Annotated in this window: 22 protein-coding genes and 2 tRNA genes; 17 read left to right on the top strand and 7 right to left on the bottom strand. The window is 59.5% G+C overall.

Annotation, left to right across the window (positions count from 1 at the left end; translation table 11 throughout):
• Positions 1-64 precede the first annotated feature (64 nt).
• Positions 65-140 (top strand) — tRNA-Phe (locus E5221_RS01845).
• A 138-nt stretch (positions 141-278) separates the two neighbouring features.
• Here the strand turns inward: E5221_RS01845 and E5221_RS01840 are convergent.
• Together E5221_RS01840 and E5221_RS01835 are read right to left on the bottom strand one after the other, a co-directional pair.
• On the bottom strand, positions 279-581 hold the full coding sequence (locus E5221_RS01840) for an addiction module antidote protein (protein WP_015268632.1): 303 nt from the start codon (positions 579-581) through the stop codon (positions 279-281).
• Positions 582-590: 9 nt separating this feature from the next.
• Positions 591-881 (bottom strand): type II toxin-antitoxin system RelE/ParE family toxin, encoded by a 291-nt coding sequence (locus tag E5221_RS01835; RefSeq protein WP_061550702.1) that lies wholly within the window; start codon positions 879-881, stop codon positions 591-593.
• 149 nt (positions 882-1,030) lie between these two features.
• On the opposite strand from E5221_RS01835, the gene ppk2 reads away from it, so the two are divergent.
• Positions 1,031-2,011 (top strand): polyphosphate kinase 2, encoded by a 981-nt coding sequence (gene ppk2 / locus E5221_RS01830; RefSeq protein WP_061550701.1) that lies wholly within the window; start codon positions 1,031-1,033, stop codon positions 2,009-2,011.
• A 59-nt stretch (positions 2,012-2,070) separates the two neighbouring features.
• The gene (locus E5221_RS01825; RefSeq protein WP_013970488.1) at positions 2,071-2,514 is read left to right on the top strand and encodes a hypothetical protein; all 444 of its coding nucleotides are present in this window, start codon (positions 2,071-2,073) and stop codon (positions 2,512-2,514) included.
• Positions 2,515-2,688: 174 nt separating this feature from the next.
• Here E5221_RS01825 and gabP read toward each other — a convergent pair whose 3' ends face one another.
• On the bottom strand, positions 2,689-4,074 hold the full coding sequence (gabP, locus tag E5221_RS01820) for a GABA permease (protein ID WP_025337364.1): 1,386 nt from the start codon (positions 4,072-4,074) through the stop codon (positions 2,689-2,691).
• 665 nt (positions 4,075-4,739) lie between these two features.
• Between gabP and E5221_RS01815 the strand changes: the two genes are divergently transcribed.
• The 5 genes from E5221_RS01815 (at position 4,740) to E5221_RS01795 (ending at position 9,046) form a co-directional block, all read left to right on the top strand.
• The gene (locus tag E5221_RS01815; protein ID WP_003257472.1) at positions 4,740-5,513 is read left to right on the top strand and encodes an ABC transporter ATP-binding protein; all 774 of its coding nucleotides are present in this window, start codon (positions 4,740-4,742) and stop codon (positions 5,511-5,513) included.
• 11 nt (positions 5,514-5,524) lie between these two features.
• Positions 5,525-6,280: an ABC transporter substrate-binding protein gene (locus E5221_RS01810; RefSeq protein ID WP_046614504.1), complete on the top strand. Its 756-nt coding sequence runs from the start codon at positions 5,525-5,527 to the stop codon at positions 6,278-6,280.
• Between the two features lie 54 nt (positions 6,281-6,334).
• Positions 6,335-7,027 (top strand): ABC transporter permease, encoded by a 693-nt coding sequence (locus E5221_RS01805; protein WP_013970485.1) that lies wholly within the window; start codon positions 6,335-6,337, stop codon positions 7,025-7,027.
• A complete protein-coding gene (locus E5221_RS01800; protein ID WP_123085525.1) occupies positions 7,027-7,716 on the top strand; it encodes an ABC transporter permease in 690 nt (229 codons plus the stop codon). Before E5221_RS01805 ends, E5221_RS01800 begins: the two co-directional genes overlap by 1 nt.
• Before the next feature lie 124 nt (positions 7,717-7,840).
• Entirely contained in the window at positions 7,841-9,046 is a 1,206-nt protein-coding gene (locus tag E5221_RS01795; protein ID WP_247846793.1) for a methyltransferase, read from the top strand.
• A 388-nt stretch (positions 9,047-9,434) separates the two neighbouring features.
• On the opposite strand, the gene E5221_RS01790 is transcribed toward E5221_RS01795, so the two are convergent.
• A complete protein-coding gene (locus E5221_RS01790; RefSeq protein ID WP_013970482.1) occupies positions 9,435-9,710 on the bottom strand; it encodes a DUF3077 domain-containing protein in 276 nt (91 codons plus the stop codon).
• 572 nt (positions 9,711-10,282) lie between these two features.
• Here E5221_RS01790 and E5221_RS01785 point away from each other — a divergent pair.
• Both E5221_RS01785 and E5221_RS01780 read left to right on the top strand, forming a co-directional pair.
• The gene (locus E5221_RS01785; RefSeq protein ID WP_061550698.1) at positions 10,283-10,531 is read left to right on the top strand and encodes a hypothetical protein; all 249 of its coding nucleotides are present in this window, start codon (positions 10,283-10,285) and stop codon (positions 10,529-10,531) included.
• 98 nt (positions 10,532-10,629) lie between these two features.
• A tRNA-Thr gene (locus E5221_RS01780) sits at positions 10,630-10,705 on the top strand.
• A 68-nt stretch (positions 10,706-10,773) separates the two neighbouring features.
• Here E5221_RS01780 and E5221_RS01775 read toward each other — a convergent pair.
• The 3 genes from E5221_RS01775 to E5221_RS01765 are packed head-to-tail and all read right to left on the bottom strand — an operon-like array spanning position 10,774 to position 12,668.
• A complete protein-coding gene (locus E5221_RS01775) occupies positions 10,774-11,388 on the bottom strand; it encodes a hypothetical protein (protein WP_122048479.1) in 615 nt (204 codons plus the stop codon).
• A complete protein-coding gene (locus E5221_RS01770) occupies positions 11,385-12,425 on the bottom strand; it encodes a tyrosine-type recombinase/integrase (RefSeq protein WP_122048480.1) in 1,041 nt (346 codons plus the stop codon). Before E5221_RS01770 ends, E5221_RS01775 begins: the two co-directional genes overlap by 4 nt.
• A gap of 3 nt (positions 12,426-12,428) precedes the next feature.
• Entirely contained in the window at positions 12,429-12,668 is a 240-nt protein-coding gene (locus tag E5221_RS01765) for a helix-turn-helix domain-containing protein (RefSeq protein WP_103443346.1), read from the bottom strand.
• A 108-nt stretch (positions 12,669-12,776) separates the two neighbouring features.
• On the opposite strand from E5221_RS01765, the gene E5221_RS01760 reads away from it, so the two are divergent.
• The 7 genes from E5221_RS01760 (at position 12,777) to E5221_RS01730 (ending at position 17,623) form a co-directional block, all read left to right on the top strand.
• Positions 12,777-12,995 (top strand): hypothetical protein, encoded by a 219-nt coding sequence (locus tag E5221_RS01760; RefSeq protein WP_103443345.1) that lies wholly within the window; start codon positions 12,777-12,779, stop codon positions 12,993-12,995.
• A gap of 9 nt (positions 12,996-13,004) precedes the next feature.
• A complete protein-coding gene (locus tag E5221_RS01755; protein ID WP_122048481.1) occupies positions 13,005-15,698 on the top strand; it encodes a toprim domain-containing protein in 2,694 nt (897 codons plus the stop codon).
• A gap of 521 nt (positions 15,699-16,219) precedes the next feature.
• Positions 16,220-16,585: a hypothetical protein gene (locus tag E5221_RS01750; RefSeq protein WP_232896817.1), complete on the top strand. Its 366-nt coding sequence runs from the start codon at positions 16,220-16,222 to the stop codon at positions 16,583-16,585.
• Positions 16,582-16,821, top strand: a complete 240-nt coding sequence (locus E5221_RS01745; protein ID WP_103443342.1) for a hypothetical protein — start codon at positions 16,582-16,584, stop codon at positions 16,819-16,821. Before E5221_RS01750 ends, E5221_RS01745 begins: the two co-directional genes overlap by 4 nt.
• Positions 16,822-16,885: 64 nt before the next feature.
• A complete protein-coding gene (locus E5221_RS01740; RefSeq protein ID WP_122048482.1) occupies positions 16,886-17,125 on the top strand; it encodes a hypothetical protein in 240 nt (79 codons plus the stop codon).
• Positions 17,126-17,135: 10 nt separating this feature from the next.
• A complete protein-coding gene (locus tag E5221_RS01735; protein ID WP_122048483.1) occupies positions 17,136-17,393 on the top strand; it encodes an Arc family DNA-binding protein in 258 nt (85 codons plus the stop codon).
• Positions 17,393-17,623 carry a hypothetical protein gene (locus E5221_RS01730; protein ID WP_122048484.1) on the top strand — a complete coding sequence of 77 codons (231 nt, stop codon included), beginning with the start codon at positions 17,393-17,395 and terminating at the stop codon, positions 17,621-17,623. Before E5221_RS01735 ends, E5221_RS01730 begins: the two co-directional genes overlap by 1 nt.
• Positions 17,624-17,862: the final 239 nt, after the last annotated feature.

The raw sequence follows: 17,862 nt of genomic DNA, 5'->3' as shown, positions 1-17,862 counted from the left end.
AATTTAAAATTTTTTCAAAAAGTCGTTGACGAGCGGTCTGAAAGTCTATTTAATTCACCTCGTCGCCCAGATAGCTCAGTCGGTAGAGCAGAGGATTGAAAATCCTCGTGTCGGCGGTTCGACTCCGTCTCTGGGCACCACCTTCAAGCTTCTGGTGGTTGCAAAGTTACCCGAAGCGACAACAAGAAACCCGCCTAGTGCGGGTTTTTTGTTGTCTGTCATTTTTGCTGGAGGCTCGGCAGTTACCTGCCGTTACTGCCCCTCCCGATCGCTAAACCTTACCCCGCCGCGCGCGGCAGCACCTCGGCATGAAGCCTGACCCCGAGGGCCGCCATCACTTTCATGATGGTCGCCAAACTCGGGTTACCCTCTGCAGACAACGCCTTATACAACCCTTCTCGTGTCAGGCCGGTATCACGCGCCAACTGAGCCATACCCCGGGCACGAGCGATATCACCCAGGGCAGCAGCAAGCAGTGCTGGATCGTTTTCTTCAAGACAGGCCTCAAGGTAGAGGGCCATGTCTTCCTCTGTCTTCAAATGGTCTACAGCGTCCCATTTGGTCAGCTTGATATTTGTCATGGCGGCCTCCTAAAGGTCGCGTGCCAGCTTGAGGGCAGATTTGATATCTCTGGCCTGGCTGGTTTTATCGCCACCCGCCAGGAGGATGATCACTTCATAGCCTCGTTGAACAAAATACACCCGATAACCCGGACCATAGTCGATCCGAAGCTCGGATACTCCCTCGGCAACCGGTTTACAGTCCCCCATCACTCCAAGCTCCACTCGACGCAGCCTGACGTTTATCCGGGCCTTTGCCCGCGGATCCCGTAAAGCAGCGAACCACCTTCGGAAGGTTTCGGTTTGAATTAGTGTGCGCATGAGAAAAATGTAAACCGCAGTTCACACTACATTCAATTTGTAGCTGTTTCAAACTGTTTGTGGACGCGCCGTTGACCGATATCAAAGTGCCGCCGATCGCTCGACTTAAAATGCCAGATGGACATCCGACTCGACCCGCAAGGACCTCCATGAGCGAAGAATCCCCCCTCCTGCTCCCCGCCCCCAGCGAGCCCGCCATCACCCCAGCCCGCACGCGTCGCCCACGCCAGCGCAAGCCGGAGCCGACGATCACCAGCATCAGCCAGCAACCTGCTGCACTGGAAGTCGCCACCGCCCCCAAGGGCAGCAACGAAGACAGCACCTCGGCCCACCTGCCGGCCAGCTACCCCTACCGCACCCGCATGCGTCGCCAGGACTACGAAAAGGCCAAGCACGCGCTGCAGATCGAGTTGCTGAAGGTACAGAGCTGGGTGAAGGAAACCGGCCAGCGCGTGGTGATCCTGTTCGAAGGGCGCGATGCCGCAGGCAAGGGCGGCACCATCAAGCGGTTCATGGAGCACCTCAACCCTCGTGGTGCTCGCATCGTTGCCCTGGAAAAGCCTTCCGAGCAGGAAAAAGGCCAGTGGTACTTCCAGCGCTATATCCAGCATCTGCCCACGGCAGGTGAAATGGTGTTCTTCGACCGCTCCTGGTACAACCGCGCCGGCGTCGAAAAGGTGATGGATTTCTGCTCGCCACTGCAGTACCTGGAGTTCATGCGCCAGGCGCCGGAGCTGGAGCGCATGCTGTGCAACAGCGGCATCCTGCTGTTCAAGTACTGGTTCTCGGTGAACCGCGAAGAGCAGCTGCGCCGCTTCATCTCGCGCCGGGACGACCCGCTCAAGCACTGGAAGCTGTCGCCCATCGACATCAAGTCGCTGGACAAGTGGGAAGATTACACCGCAGCCAAGGAGGCGATGTTCTTCCATACCGATACTGCCGATGCGCCATGGACGGTGATCAAGTCCGATGACAAGAAGCGTGCGCGGATCAATTGCATCCGGCACTTCCTGCATTCGCTGGATTATCCGGGGAAGAACCACAGTGTGGCGCATGCGCCGGATGAGTTGCTGGTCGGTCGGGCGTCGCGAGGTTTCGAGGAAGATGAGGCAGAGCCGCAGGCCAGTTGAATCGGCGTGCCTGCTGCGCTTCAATACGCGCAATTTCCGCCCCACCAAGGATTCACCCCATGGCCACCCCCACCAAGCAACAGAAACGCGCCAAGCGCGCCGCCAGCAAGGCCAAGCAGAACCGCATGGTACGCAGCGGCCAGGCAGTCAAGGCCAGCGCTGGCGACAGCGCCAGCATCGAGCAGGTGTACAACAAGGCCATGGAATCGGGCAGCTACGACCCGCTGTTCAAGAAAATGAAGGAAGCCCAGGAAGGCGGCCTGGTGCCGATGATTTCGGTGTTCCTGGTAGACCCGCTGCTGGCCCTGGTGCTCAAGGGGCACAAGGAAGAACACGCCACCGACTACATCGTGCTGGTGTTCAATGCCTACCGCAAATGGCTGGACGGGGCCGACGAAGAGGCCACCATGGCCTGGCTGGAGAGCGATGAGTTCCAGGCAGCCTATGTGGCGGCTTCGGAGCTGGTTGCCAAGCAGCAACAGCAGCAGAAGCAGTTTGGCTGACAGGGCTGGATAACCTGCCCGGGCCCTATCGCCGGCAAGCCGGCTCCCACATGAACACCACAGGCCCGAAGGCAATGCCGTCCCTGTGGGCAAGCCCGCGAAAGGGCCGGAACAGGCAACAAAAAAGGCCGCGCCCTTCACAGGACGCGGCCTTTTCATTTCAGCCAGCGCGGATCAGTTGTCCAGCGCCACCCGCCCGGCAGCTTCACGCTTGCGGTGCACCAGCAAGCCAGCCGCCACCACACCAATGCTCAGCAATGCTGTCGCGATGATTTCGGCGCGGTGGTCCTCACGAAGCGCCATTACCACCAGAATGGCAATGATGAAGGCAATGGTCGCCCAGGTCAGGCCCGGGAACAGCCACATCTTGAAGGTGATCTTCTCGCCGCGGGCCTCACGCTGGGCACGCATGCGCAGCTGCGACACGGCAATCACCAGGTACACCAGCAGCGCAATGGCACCAGAGCTGGCCAGCAGGAACTCGAACACCTGGGCCGGGGCCACGAAGTTGGCGAACACACAGAGGAAGGCCGCTGCAGTGGACAGCAGAACCGCCACATGCGGGGTAGCCGACTTGGTGGTGCGCTGGGCAATGGCCGGGGCGTCACCACGCTTGCTCAGCGAGAACAGCATGCGCGACGAGGTGTACAGCGCCGAGTTCAGGCAGCTGGTCACGGCGATCAGCACGACGATGTCGACGATCAGCTTGGCATTCGGCACGCCGATGCGGCTCAGCACGGTCTGGTAGGAACCGGTCTCGGCCAGGGCCGGGTCGTTCCACGGCACCAGGGCCACGACCAGGAAGATCGACACCAGGTAGAACAGGCAGATACGCCAGATCACCGAGTTGGTGGCGCGGCTGATCTGCTTGCCCGGGTCCTTCGACTCGGCAGCGGCGATGGTAACGATTTCGGTACCCATGAACGAGAACATGGTGGTCAGCATGGCTGCCAGCACCGCGCCCAGGCCGTTAGGCATGAAGCCCTGGGTGTCGAACAGGTGGCTGGCACCGCTTACCTGGCTGCTCGGCACAAAGCCGAACATGGCAGCACAACCCACAGCGATGAAGCCGATGATCGCCAGCACCTTGAGCAGGGCGAACCAGAACTCGAACTCGCCGTAGTTCTTCACGCTGCACAGGTTGGTCAGGGTCAGCGCCAAGGTGATGACCAGGGAGAACGCCCACAGGTCGACCGCAGGGAACCAGGCATGCAGGATGGCTGCGGCGGCGTTGGCCTCCAGCGGAATTACCAGTACCCAGAACCACCAGTACAGCCAGCCAATGGTGAAACCGGCCCAGCGCCCGATGGCGCGGTCGGCATAGGTAGAGAACGAACCGGTGTCAGGCGAGGCGACAGCCATTTCACCCAGCATGCGCATGACCAGCACGACCAGCGTACCGGCGGCAGCGTAAGCCAGCAGCACGGCAGGGCCGGCAGCAGCAATGGCGTGGCCGGAGCCAACGAAAAGGCCGGCACCGATGACGCCAGCGATGGACAGCATGGTCACATGCCGTTGTTTGAGCCCCTGAGCGAGGTCATTGGAATTGTTACCGCTCATTGAAACTACCTTTGTAAGGAGTGGACCACTCCGACTGCGGTTACGGAGCGCGCCCGGGGTTGACCTGGGCGTCGCTGCAATCGGCGGTTTCCTACTGGCAATAAGCGCGCCATGTGCTGAATGCATTCGTCAGAAAAGTCGGTAGCCCTTTTAGCATGCGGTTTGGAGGGCTTTCGGCCAACGGCTGACCGAAAGACCATCAAATCATCGGATTACTGAAATACCCACTTACAAACGCACCAAAGGTGCTCCCCGGTAACACCTGTGCACCGCTGCAATGCAAAAAAGTGCAACCTAGAGGTACAACCTAAAGACCTGGCCGCCCCCGTTCGCGGGCATGCCCGCTCCCACAGGTCAGGTGCAACCATTTGAGCCCTTTTAAAGAACCTGTGGGAGCGGGCGTGCCCGCGAAAGGTCTAAAACCGCTTCCATGAGCGGGCCAAAGCTGGCACCATCGCGCCTTTTTTCATCAAGGCTCTGGTGCTGGGCGACACCTTCGCGGACATCCGCGCGACGTTGCGCTGCAACGATGCGACAAACTGCCCCACCAGCGCCCCGAGTCCCCAGCGACCCTGTTGGCCGTGATAATGCCGCTATGCTAGCGTGGCGCACGCCAGGAAGGCCGCCAACAGCTGGGAACGCACCCGTACACATGAGGACCGCACATGGCTCAGGCCACGCCCGCGCTGGAAATCCGCAATCTGCACAAACGCTACGGCGAGCAGGAAATTCTCAAGGGCATTTCGCTGACCGCACGCGACGGTGACGTGATCTCCATCCTGGGGTCGTCCGGCTCCGGCAAGTCCACCCTGCTGCGCTGCATCAACCTGCTCGAAAACCCGCACCAGGGCGAAATCCTGGTTGCCGGTGAAGCCCTCAAGCTCAAGGCCGCCAAGAACGGCGACCTGGTCGCCGCCGACAACCGCCAGATCAACCGCCTGCGCAGCGAGATCGGTTTCGTCTTCCAGAACTTCAACCTGTGGCCGCACATGTCGATCCTCGACAACATCATCGAGGCGCCGCGCCGCGTGCTCGGCCAGAGCAAGGCCGAGGCCATCGAAGCCGCCGAAGCCCTGTTGAACAAGGTGGGCATCTACGACAAGCGTCACAGCTACCCCGCCCAGCTTTCCGGTGGCCAGCAGCAGCGCGCCGCCATTGCCCGTACCCTGGCCATGAAGCCCAAGGTCATCCTGTTCGACGAGCCAACTTCGGCGCTCGATCCGGAAATGGTCCAGGAAGTGCTAAACGTTATCCGCGCATTGGCCGAAGAAGGCCGTACCATGCTGCTGGTGACGCACGAGATGAGCTTTGCCCGCCATGTGTCCAGTGAAGTCGTCTTCCTGCACCAGGGCCTGGTCGAAGAGCAGGGATCGCCGCAGCAGGTCTTCGAGAACCCGACCTCGGCGCGTTGCAAGCAATTCATGTCCAGCCACCGCTAACGGAGCAATACATGCACACTTACAAGAAGTTCCTCCTGGCAGCTGCTGCCACGCTGGTGATGTCGGCCAACGCCCTGGCCGCAGAAAAACTGCGCATGGGTATCGAAGCCGCCTACCCACCGTTCAACAACAAGGATGCCAGCGGTAACGTGGTCGGCTTCGACAAAGACATCGGCGACGCCCTGTGCGCCAAGATGAAAGTCGAGTGCTCGGTCGTCACCTCCGACTGGGACGGCATCATCCCGGCCCTGAACGCCAAGAAGTTCGACTTCCTGGTGTCGTCGCTGTCGATCACCGACGAGCGCAAGCAGGCCGTCGACTTCACTGACCCCTACTACTCCAACAAACTGCAGTTCATCGCACCGAAGAACGTCGACTTCAAGACCGACAAGGCTTCGCTCAAGGGCAAGGTAATCGGCACCCAGCGCGCCACCCTGGCTGGCACCTGGCTGGAGGACAACTACGGTGACGACGTAGAGATCAAACTCTACGACACCCAGGAAAACGCCTACCTCGACCTGGTTTCCGGCCGCATCGACGGAATCCTGGCCGACAAGTACGTGCAGTACGAGTGGCTGAAGAGCAAAGACGGCTCGAACTTCGAGTTCAAGGGCGAGCCGGTGATGGACAGCGACAAGATCGGCATTGCCGTGCGCAAGGGTGACACCAAGCTGCGCGACGACCTGAACAAGGCCCTGGCAGAAATCAAGGCCGACGGCACGTACAAGAAGATCAACGACAAGTACTTCCCGTTCAGCATCGAATGATCCGCCCCGACCGGCGCGCCCTTGCGGCGCGCCAGTCCCTAGAATGACCTGCCCATGAATATCGACCTGCACGGATTCGGTCCGGCCATGATGGCCGGCACTCTGATGACCGTAAAACTGGCGCTTTGCGCCTTGCTGCTGGGCCTGGTCCTGGGCCTGCTCGGCGCCCTGGCCAAGACTTCCGCAATCAAGCCGCTGCAATGGCTTGGTGGCTTCTATTCGACCCTGGTTCGCGGCGTGCCCGAACTGCTGTGGGTACTGCTTATCTATTTCGGCACCGTCGGCTTGATGAACGCCCTCGGTGAAGCCCTGAACATGCCAGGCCTGGAGCTCAGCGCCTTCGCTGCGGGCGTGATCGCCCTGGGCCTGTGCTTCGGCGCCTACGCCACCGAAGTGTTCCGTGGCGCCATCCTGGCAATCCCCAAGGGCCACCGTGAAGCCGGCCTGGCGCTTGGCCTGTCCAAAGGCCGCATCCTGTCGCGGATCATCCTGCCGCAGATGTGGCGCATCGCCCTGCCCGGCCTTGGCAACCTGTTCATGATCCTGATGAAGGACACCGCCCTGGTGTCGGTGATCGGCCTGGAAGAAATCATGCGCCACGCACAAATCGGCGTGACCGTGACCAAAGAGCCGTTCACCTTCTACATGGTCGCGGCCTGCATCTACCTGAGCCTGACCATCATTGCCATGACCGGTATGCACTTCATGGAAAAACGCGCCGCTCGCGGCTTTGCGAGGGCCGAATAATGAATTGGGAAGTCATCATCAAATGGCTGCCACGCCTGGCCCAGGGTGCGACCCTGACCCTGGAGCTGGTGGCCATCGCGGTGGTTGCCGGGTTGATCCTGGCCATCCCGCTGGGCATCGCCCGCTCCTCGCGCCACTGGTATGTGCGCGCGGTGCCGTTCAGCTACATCTTCTTCTTCCGTGGCACACCGCTGCTGGTGCAGCTGTTCCTGGTCTACTACGGCCTGGCGCAGTTCGACGCGGTGCGTTCGAGTTCGCTGTGGCCGTACCTGCGCGACCCGTTCTGGTGCACCGTGCTGACCATGACCCTGCACACTGCTGCCTACATCGCCGAGATCCTGCGCGGCGCGCTGCAGTCGATCCCCAAGGGGGAGATCGAGGCGGCGCGGGCGCTGGGCATGTCTCGGGCTAAGACTCTGTTCTACATCATGCTGCCACGCGCCGCGCGCATCGGCCTGCCGGCGTACAGCAACGAAGTGATCCTGATGCTCAAGGCCAGCGCCCTGGCCAGTACCGTGACCCTGCTGGAACTGACCGGCATGGCCCGTACCATCATCGCCCGTACCTACCTGCCGGTAGAGATCTTCTTTGCCGCCGGGGTGTTCTACCTGGTGATCTCGTTCGTGCTGGTGCAGGGCTTCAAGCTGCTGGAGCGCTGGTTGCGCGTGGATGCGTGCCAGGGCCGCTGAGACCTCACTGACTGCTTCGCGGGCACGCCCGCTCCCACAGGGACCCCACAGCCCTCAAGCTGTGCACTATACCTGTGGGAGCGGGTTCACCCGCGAAGAGGCCCTGAAAACCAACACACATCCCATGCCCAACCACCTCCACAGCCCCCACCTAAGCACCCGCTTCCAGGCCCTCGACCAGTTCCTGATCGAGCACCAGCAACTGTGGAAACCCCGCCCCTTCACCAGCCTGCAGCTGGCTTGGGAAACCGCCCACCCCGAGCTTGCCGCCCACCTGCGCCAATGCTCCCTGGAAGACGCCGAAACCGACACCACCGCTGCCCCGTTGCCCGCCCCGTTCCCGCAACTGGCCCAGCAAGCCCGACAGCTTTCGGCACTCGGCAACCTCCCGGAAACCGACCTGCCCCCCGCCGCGCACCGCCTCGACGTAGCCGTCCCCGGCCGCAAATGGCAGCAGATCGAAGCCTTCGCCAGCCACCTGGCCTTCCGCGAACAGCCCCGTCACTGGCTGGACTGGTGCTCCGGCAAAGGCCACCTGGGCCGCCGCCTGCTGCAACCCGGCCAACACCTGACCTGCCTGGAATACGACGCCGAACTGGTCGCCGCCGGCCAGGCCCTGAGCACGCACCACCACTTGCCGGCGCAGCATGTGCACCAGGATGTGATGGCCAACGACAGCGCCCGCCACCTGGCTGGCGACAAAAGCGTGGTTGCCCTGCACGCCTGTGGCGACCTGCATGTGCGCCTGATGCAACTGGCCAGCCAGCAAGGTTGCCGACAACTGGCCGTGGCCCCCTGCTGCTACAACCGCATCGCGGCGCAGCATTACCAGGCGTTATCCACAGCCGCCCAAGCCTCCAGCCTGCGGCTGTCACTGGACGACCTGGGCCTGCCCTTGAGCGAAACCGTTACCGCCGGCGCCCGCGTGCGGCGCCAGCGCGACACCTCGATGGCCCGGCGCCTGGGCTTCGACCTGCTGCAACGCCAGCAGCGCCAGACCGACGAGTACCTGCCGACGCCATCGCTACCTGTGGCCTGGCTGGAGAAGCCCTTCGAGCAGTACTGCCGCGACCTGGCCGAACTCAAGCAATTGCAGCTGACTGGCAACCCTGACTGGGCTGCCCTGGAAGCCGCAGGCTGGCAACGCCTGGCCGAGGTCCGCAACCTGGAGCGCGTGCGCAACCTGTTCCGCCGGCCGCTGGAGCTGTGGCTGGTACTCGATCGCGCCCTGTTCCTCGAAGAACAAGGCTACAACGTGCGCCTTGGCCTGTTCTGCGACTACCCACTCACCCCGCGCAACCTGCTAATCCTTGCCGAACGCGACCGTTAGCCGCAGCACAACCTGTGGATAACTCTGTGAACAAGCTTGTGATTACCTGTTGGATCCAAGCGCTATTTCAAGCGTTTGGCTTATTCCGGCTTGCGCGTCAAGGCCAGTAAAAACAGGCGTTTGCGCAAAGACCGGCGGTGTATCGATCCGGCATGCCTTTCGCGCAAGTCGCCGATGCCACTTGTGCATAAACATCTCTTGTGGTTGGCGACTGCGTCTAAAGCCTTACCCAGAATGGCCTGATTTACGCGGTCCCTTGTAGGAGCGGCCTTGTGTCGCGAAAGGGCTGCAACGCAGCCCCAGCGATCTCTGCAAATACGCCAAAAACGGGGGCCGCTTTGCGGCCCATCGCGACACAAGGCCGCTCCCACACTGACCGCATCAGGGCTCAATGCGCCTTGTTCTTGGCAATCTCGATATCGTTCATCAGCGCCTTGGCCATGTCGCACAGATAATCGGCGGCGCCCAGGAATTTATGGTCATCCTCCATATCCCCCTCGCGCACCAGATGCTTGATGTAACCCATCAGGATCGAGACATGCTCATAGGCAGCATCGACGGGGACGCCAGGCTCGACGCGTAGCAGATTGAGGGATGGGTTACCGGCTGCGAGGAAGGTTTCCACGCCTGCGGTGGTGATGGGTTCGATGATGGTTTTCTTCATGGCATAAATCCTTACTCGGGGAGGGGACTGCCAGAAATCTTTCTCACGGATTTGGGTGGCAGCCGTACGCGGGGTGAGAAACCGGTCGAATAAGGAAGCCCGGCCAGACCGAAGTCTGCCCGCGTACGGCCACCATAAATGGGTAGCGCTTATTCGATCAGGGTTCTCACACCCGGTCGCCAGAGCGACCCGAAAACGGTATCCGTGAGCCATTTCCCCGACAACAGCGATACTTCGGCGGCGCGCGTAGGATAGTTCCGAAGCCACCAAACCCTGAAGCCATTAGCCCCCTGGTTCAGAATTTTCGTACGGCTGAGGGCCCTTTCGCGGGTAAACCCGCTCCCACAGGAATCTCACAAGGCTTGAGAACAGTGATATCTCTGTGGGAGCGGGTTCACCCGCGAAGAGGCCAGAACAGGCAACAAAAAGCTAAAGCCTCACCGCTGATCCCGCCCAACGGTGTATCATCCGCCCCCCAAATGATTAAAAAGTGACGTCGCGCGCTGCCCGCCAGCCCCGCGACCTTCTGGCGTTGCGCCAGAACCGACAATGGACTAACGGACCCGACCATCGTGACCCAAGCCAAGCCCCTCGCCCTGCTGACCCTCACCCTGGCTCTGACCGCCTGCACCAGCGGCACCGCTCCCCACCCCACCAGCAGCCTGGGCTGGAACCACCCCGGCATGCAGCTGGGCGGCGACAACGGCCTGCCCCTGCGCACCGAAAGCCCCTGCCGCAAGCGCGGCTGCGACAACGACAAGCTGTTCTTCAACCCGGGCAAAACCGAGCCGAGCGTCACCACCATCCATCGCGGCTGGTAGGAAAATTCTTCTTTCAGGTCGGTGACTTAGGTCATTTGCGAACATTCGCAACGAAGTGGTTTACAGGCGCCAACCGATCGTTATAATGACGCCCCATTGCCGGTATAGCTCAGATGGTAGAGCAACTGACTTGTAATCAGTAGGTCCCGGGTTCGATTCCTGGTGCCGGCACCACCTTAGAGGCCCCGCAATGCGGGGCTTTCGCCTTTCTGGGGTTCCGTGAAAGCGATTTTCACATGGCCTCAGCGTCCACAAAATGTCCACATGCGGTTAGCTAGCCTCTTCAGCCACGAAGAGCGCTTGGCGACAAGCTCATCAGCCAAAAGCATCGCCTCCTCCAATAAATCCGCAGCATCGTCAAAATCTTCTGCCTCATCACTACCTTGGGCGAGAATGCCACCCTCAGAAACGTCTGCTCGGACGCTTTCAGCGAGGATGTGGAATCGGACAATAGAGACCGCTTCATGCTCTGACAGTACCCCCAATCGACCGAGATTCGCCTTATAGATTTGGTTGTAGTCTGTGGAGATTGGTATTTCGAACTTCCAGACGGTGCCTTTCGCTCGCATCTGCTCGCCGAGCGAGCCTTTAAGCTCAACTGCAGTTTCTCGAAGATCGTCTAAATACCCCCGCATCCGGACTACATCTCTAAGGGCTGCGACCTCCGCCAGGAGAGATGCCCTAACACTGCGCTTATCGCATCTCTCTTGATATAGGCGCCCAAAGATGACTGAAGCAATGGTGAAACAGCCAGCGAGCACGGCGACAATTAAAGGCGTATATCCGCTGTTTCCGCTACCTGCGTTGTCACCTGTGATCTGCCAGACCACGGTGCACCACTCTAAACCTGCCTTCATCGTTCACCTGCCAAGGCTGCAATCGGATTCAAAGCTACTACTTCAGCGAGATGGCCAGGACTGAAGTGGGCATAGCGCATCGTCATGGTCAGGGAGGAGTGACCAAGAACCCGCTGCAAGGTCAGGATATCGCCTCCATTGGCCATGTAGTGGCTGGCGAAGGTGTGCCGCAGAACGTGCGTGAGCTGGCCATCTGGTAACTCGATGCCGGCGGCCTCGATCGCTTCGCCAAACTTCTTGTAGCAGTCACCAAATGGCAAAGCAGCCTTGACCTGGTCTTCCAGCGCCTGGGTTATCGGTACTACCCGACTTTTGGAATTTTTGGTGCGGTGATAACTGATTCGCTGGCCCCGAACCTGCTTAGGGGTCAACCCTTCTGCCTCAGACCAACGTGCACCTGTGGCGAGGCAAACTCTTGCAACCACCCCGGCCTTGTCCGAGATTGCATCCAACGCCTTGAGCAGTGATGGGATCTCGCCCTTCTCCAGGTAAGCCATTTCCGTTTCGTCGAACTTGAGCCGGCGAACCTTCTCCAGGGGATTTCCCCCCGACCACTCTCCTAGTCGATCCAGCTCGTTGAAAACCGCACTGAGATAGGCCAGTTCATGGTTCAGGGTGTTGGGGCTCACAGGCTTGGCCTTCTGCCCTTTCTTCATCCCATTCCCAGGTGAAGTGCGGCCATGCTCACCAGCCAAACGCTCGGCGCGGTACTTCGTGAAGTGCGCAGCTGTAAAGTCGGCTGCGCGAGGATTTCCCATGCGTTCGGCCATAGCCTGCAGAGCCCGCTGACGCTCCTCACCTCGCTTCAAGGTTTGGCCATGCAGCTTGTGCCAGAGGTCTACCAAGTCGGTCAGACGTCGATCGTCACGCTTGGATTTCTTCTCGAATTCTCCTCGAGCTCCATCCCCCATCAGCATCCGCTCGGCGTGAATCGCCTCACTCTTGGATTTCAGTTTGCGACGCACGCGAGGCCCATCACGGCCCTCTGGCCTGCAATCGACCAGCCATTCGCCTGAATCCAGTTTCTTGATCGACATGGGTTAAACCGGGCTCACCTGGCCACATGTGGGAGCCACGTCGCCAGTCATCAGCCACAGCGTGTATTTCTTGAAGCGCTCGTGATTCGTGATCTTGAGCAGCGCTACAGAACTCACTTCGGTGCGCAGTGCCAGCTCGTACTTTTTGTAGCTGCTCAGGCTCAGTCCGGTCGCTTCGCAAAGCTCAGACTGGGTCAGACCTTCCTTGATCCGGATCGCCTTCAGCTTCTCAGCTAGCTCCATTAACTGCATCTCCCTCTTGACATGGTTCCGTATGGGTACTTAACCTAGGTTCCATATGGGTACTTTTAACCCAAATATCCCTAAATATCCGGTGCAGAGGTTAACAGAATGCAGATTGCTATCGACACGCCATACGTGACCATCGCTGAGTTCGTGAAGCGTTCCGGCCAGTCCAAAAGCGCCGTCGAGAACGAAATCAAGGCAGGGCACTACCTGACCCGGCCGAAGGAAATCGGGTCCAAAAGCGCAGTGCTTATCAACATGGTCCACATGACTCTGGAAGCCGCAGAGCAGGCAGAGCGCGTTCGTTTGGCAGCGAAGCGGTAAGGGACTGAAATGAACGCACGGATCACACCGGAACACTTTGACCGGATCTACCTTGAGGACGTCATTCCCGCCCTTGAGCGCGACCCGGAACTGGGTTTCCAAGCCAAGGACGAGACGAAGGAATACCTGAACAAGGGCGTATGCCCGAGTTGCGGTAAGCGTTCTGTGTTCGTCAAGAAAGAGAAGCCATACCAACTCAAATGCAACAGGCTGAACAACTGCGGCTATGAGGAACGCACCCGCGATCGCTACCAGCACCTGTTCGAGAACCTGAGTGAGCGTTTTCCGTCGACCCCGGAGAACCCTACCGCAACCGCAGACGCTTACTTGAGCCGAGCCCGCGGCTTCGACATCAGCAAGCTGCAGGGCTGGTACACCCAAGGGCGTCGCCAGATGAAGCCGTCCGGGGAGTGGGCTGACACTGTCCGTTTCCCGCTCTGCGACGGCTACTGGGAGCGCATCATCGATGCGCGAGCCATCGCGGGTAACGAGAACCAGAAGGCCGGGATTAAGGCCGGTATGAAGTACACAAATTCCGGATGGGTGCCGCCTGGGCAGACGATCGAGAAACATGATCGGGTGTACATCGTCGAAGGCATTTTCCACGCTATCGCTCTCCACCTGGCCGGCTTCAAGGCAATCGCCGCGATCAGCTGCGTGAACTTCCCTTGGGACATCGTCGAGGCCAACGAAGGCAAGATGGTCACCTGGGTAGTCGCCCTGGACGACGACAAGGCAGGCCGGACCTATATCCGCAAGCACCTCAAACAACTGCGCTCGATGAAAGAGATCGGGTGGGTTGCCCTGGCTGGCGAACTGGATTGGGACGACGTCTACCGTGACGGCAAACTTGACCAGGCCTTCATCGATGATGCCTGCTACAGGGGCCGGCTGTTCACCGCCGAGAGTGCGCGCAAACTGGCCTACCTGGTCTACCTGCGCCGGCCGGCCGGCTTCTACCTGGTTGAGTTCAACAACCAGTTGTTCTCTGTTCGGGTCAACCAGGCCGAGCTGACCAAGGCCCTGGACGACCAGAAGCTGGAAGGCAACCGCGACATCTTCTACGGCGCATCACGGGTGGAGCAGGTATCCAACTGCGTACCGGACCTGGACTACCTGGAAAAGGATGTCATCACCGGCGAGCAGCGCTATCACTTCAGCTTTGCCTTCCCTGACCAAAGCCGCAACTGCCAAGCCGCACTTTCCTCGGGATCGATCGCTGATCCCCGTGGCTTCGTGAAGGGCATGCTGGACTTCACACCTGGCGGTAACTTCGAAGGTGGCGCGCGCGAGTTGGCCTGGCTCAAAGCCAAATGGCTGAATGACGAATACCGACCTGTTCGCACCGTGCGCAGTCTGCCGTTCCTTGGATACGACGAAGAGACAGGCACCTATTGCTTCCCTGAATTTGGTTTTCAGGGTGGCCGCGAGCTGCAGGTGAACAGCCACGGTTTCATCGAGGTGAAAGGTCGAGGGATCAAGACGGCGCTGGCCACCGTCAAATTCGAACGCGGCGAAGAGTTCGACCCGTCCTGGTTCCGCGACTTCGTGGACGTCACTGGTATGAATGGCCTTGGCGCGCTGGCGTGGTGGACCGCCTCCCTCTTCGTGCAGCAGATCGCAAGCCAGCAGGCATCGTTCGGCTTCCTGGAGCTGAGCGGCGAACCAGGCTCTGGTAAGTCCATGTTGCTCCGCCTGCTCTGGCGCCTGCTCGGTCGGGAAAATACTGAAGGCATCAAACCAAGCGGCTCGGGGGCAAGTGCCGTCGGCCTGCTCCGGTCATTCGCTGAGGTCAGCAACCTACCGCTGGTACTGATCGAGTCCGATCGGACCTACATCGATGCCCAAGGGCGCACGGTCACCATCCAGTTCACCTGGGATGACGTCAAACCGATGTTCGACTACCACGCACAGCTGCGTGTGACCGGCGCAAAGACGACCGGCAACGAAAAGCGTGTAGACCTCTGGCGGGGCGCGCTGGCCATCGCACAGAACGCGAGCGTAACCGGTGACGAGGCCACGCTGTCCCGGATCGTCCATTTCCACTTCACGAAGGATGGCCACAGCCTCGCACTGAAACCAAAAGCCGAACGCCTCAAAGCCCTGCGAGCCAAGCAACTGGGCGGCTACCTCCGCCGCTGCCTGTCCAATGAAAAAGTGTGGTTGGAACGCTACTTCGAAGCCTTTCCACGCTACGAGAGCAAGCTGATGGAAAACCCGGCCATCACCGAAATGCGGATCTACCAATCCCACGCCCAGGTGTTGGCAGCGGCCTATGCCACACAGATGTTCTTCCCTGACTGGAGCAACCAGGACCTGGATCAGCTCGCTGCCCATGTCGAGTCCCGTGCTGTCGATCGGCAGCAGCGTTGCAAGTCGGAAGACCCTACTGCGGCGAAGTTCTGGCAGATCTACCACTACCTCAACGAAGACGTAGTGACGACGATCGATGGCGATGGTGAGCGCGAGGAAATCCGGGAGACGCTGAACCACAGCATCGACAAAGAGCTGATCGCTATCAACATCGAGCACTTCCAGCAGCGCTGCAGGATGGCCGGCCAGGAGGTCATCCCCGACGTCCAGCTGCGCCGCGCCCTCTATAGCAGCACCACGCACAAGTTCATCGAGATACGCAAAGCCCGTTCCCGCATCGAGAAGCGGTCCCTGAACCTCTGGTTCTTCAGCAAACGTGGAGGGGCCTAAAACGTATGGGGTCAACCTGGGCCGGGGTGATCCAAGGGGGATAGGGAATTTGTGTGAAGCCCCCTGTTTTATCTGGAATATCCAGAACATTGGTAAATAGATAAGAAAAAAATCAATAAATACAGGTAGTTGAGAGAGGTAAACATGTTCCGGTAGCACCAGAACTTACCAGAACAGACCGGAACAAATTCCGTTCTACCATGTTCCGGCAATGTTCCACCCGTGACTTCTCACCGGAACATGGCTGGAGGCCACGAATCACGCGGCCTGCAGCAACTTTGAGAGAAAACCCTGTTCCGGAATGTTCCGGTACTGCCAGAACATTCTGGCAAGGCTGGAGGCCGCGTATTTCGCGGGCTCCCAGTTTCGCCCCTGACGATGTTCCGGATGTTCCGGACAAAACGGGGGCACCCACAAGTTTGTTCCGCCACCAGGCGATTTAAGGAGAGGCAATCCATGCGACAAGAACTTAATCCTGAACTGCAGCAGTGCGAGCTGTACCGCGTCGAGGAAGGGGGAAAATGGAAATGAGCAACGGACTCCGCACCATGGCTTCTGCACTGGCCGCCATCCAGGCGCATCAGGCACAAGTCCCAGCTATCCGCATCGCAGGCACTCAGGCACTAAACCGACTGGTACCGATCGCACTGCGTGACAGCGGCCAGAGCCGTGTCTTGGGCCGCTTCCTGCTGAGCGTTTACAACGGCGAAGACTTCCCCTTTGTCATGAGCGATCTGCGCAGTCTGGACCTGACGTTGTTCGAGGACTGCCTGAAGGTGCTGATGATGGATTACACGCCTGACCTGGAGGTGCATGAGCGGATCGCGAATGGCAGCCAGATCTGGCAGCGCCTGATCGAGCAGTGGGCGCCGGAGACGTTGGAATGAATGTGCTCTACACAATCGATGGACAGGCCGGGTCGATGCTGATGCCCGCGACCTATCTGCTGGTTGCCCGGCCAGAGGACTTGGCTGAGCTGGTGACAAGCGACTTTTGGCGCAATCACCAGACCCCACCCGAGCGCTGCGTAGTGCACCTGCACAGCGTAGACAACACGGACCTGGGGAGCTTTGAGGTTCGAAGTGTGACGCGCCCGGTATTCACGGCGAAGGCGATGAAGTAGAGCAGAAGGGACAGTGCCAAGGAGTTGCAGCTCCTCGGCACCAACCACTACCAGGAGAAGAGACATGCAAGCACCCAACCCAAGCAGCAGCGGTTCGAAGGCTACCACAACGCCGCGCCACCTGCAGGCTACCGCCATCGTCGGCGGGGCCTTGATTGGTTTCTTGGTAACCAAGACATCAGAAGCCCGCACACAACTGGAAAGCGTAGCCGACATGGCCTGCCGCCTGGGCGATCTGAGCGCTCAGGACACCGCCATCGTTCGCCAGCTGCTGGCACAGCACCCACGCACTGTATTGAACTGAGGGAAAGACTATGCAACAGCAATACACCACCCCCAACTCCCGCACTGCTGATAAGTTCGTCGTTCGGTTGCCAGACGGTCTGCGCGCTGACATCGCCGTGCTGGCCGAGGACAATGATCGCAGCATGAATTCGGAGATCGTCAATCGCCTGAAGCGCTCGATCACCCAAGACCAGTTGAACGAGGAACAAACCAAGCTGATCGGCATGCTCCTGCAACGCATTACCGAACTTGAGGAAAAGCTGCAGTCTGACACGGAGGCCGCGTAATGCTGATAGATGGTCGCTTGGTGGCTCTGTGTGAGCAGGATGTGGCAAATGCCCGGCAGCAGTTGGGCCTGCCCCTGGACTTCTACATTGTCGACGCAACACAGCAGCTTTACCACGACACCGACAACGGACTGGCCATCATCCCTCTGCCCGCTGACGTCTTTGTGATGGCATTCGAGAACACGAACGGGGACCGAAAATATGGAGCCGTCAAGCTGACACCTATATAGGTCTTGCACGACCCAATAAAAACGGGCGCATATGCGCCCGTTTTTCGTATCTTCGGATTACTAAACTGCAAGATGCCCACAACATACACATTAAGTGTCAATATACACGTATTGTATATTGCATATATTGACAAGACTCCTTCAAGAATTTAATTCCACACTTCAAAGGAAAATTCAAGATCTTGACGCGTCGCATTGTGGCGCACAGAATATTAGCCATGTGCCATCATGCAAAAACG

Origin of the sequence: Pseudomonas sp. A2, assembly GCF_023100865.1 — a bacterium.
Lineage (GTDB): Bacteria > Pseudomonadota > Gammaproteobacteria > Pseudomonadales > Pseudomonadaceae > Aquipseudomonas > Aquipseudomonas asiatica.
The sequence above is the reverse complement of the archived record's forward strand: the minus strand, read 5'-3'. Positions and strand labels throughout refer to the sequence as shown.